The sequence below is a fragment of the Chloroherpetonaceae bacterium genome, assembly GCA_025056565.1.
GTDB lineage: Bacteria > Bacteroidota > Chlorobiia > Chlorobiales > Thermochlorobacteraceae > Thermochlorobacter.
In genome coordinates this window covers 1-802 of sequence record JANWWA010000049.1, presented here as the reverse complement: position 1 = coordinate 802, position 802 = coordinate 1, and the positions used below count along the sequence as shown (strand labels likewise).

1 protein-coding gene is annotated in these 802 nt (G+C 46.4%); it reads right to left on the bottom strand.

Annotated elements, in window-relative coordinates:
• Window positions 1-110 precede the first annotated feature (110 nt).
• Window positions 111-802, bottom strand: a 692-nt coding sequence (locus NZM05_12610; GenBank protein MCS7014456.1) for a hypothetical protein, incomplete at its 5' end; no start/stop codon positions are given.

Sequence of the window (802 nt, the reverse complement as noted above, 5' to 3'; positions counted from 1 at the left end):
CAAACGACCTTCAACACCTACAAACGATCCCACCGCCTGATGCTGCCTTGATACCCCTGAACTATCCGATGAACACTGATACAACACTTCCACCACAGACAATATTTCTTCTAAATTTTAAACGGTCTCACACGCCGAGTAGAACGATGAGAAGAAAACCGATTTTCATACTTAATGTCCGAATCTGACTTGATAGGTTGCTGACTCTTCTTATACGTTGCCTTGGCTTCCTTGTCCCCTGGTGTATCCTTGCGCACTTCCGACTCATCCGGCTTTTCAGGCAATTTCGAGCGATACCCACCCTTAAACGTCGTCTCCTTTAAACCATCAACCATTTTTTCTTTATACTCAGTCGGCGGGTCTTCCCCATCAAAAAGCTTGCCCATCGCAAACTTATCACCTTGTTTCATAATGCTAAATGGAACATCTTCCTCAAGAGCATACCCAAATGTAGACTTGGGCGCATACGCACTCTCAAACGTGCGAATAAAAGACTGAACAAAATTATCTTCCGTCTTCGCAGACTTTGAAGAACGACTGGCTGACTCTCTCTTCTTGGACTTCTCCACTTCTTCCTCTCCACCTTCAGCTGCCGCCATCTCCTCACCACCTTCCATTCCACCCATACCCTCTTCAGAAGAAAGCGCTTCCTGATCCATATCCTCTGGTGACTCTTGACCCGCTTGATCCATTTCTGCTGCCCCCTCATCCATAACCTCCATATCCGCTGAAGGCTGCATATCACTCTGAGAAACCACACTCATCCCATCAATGTTTTGAATCGCATCAGGAACTTCATCCA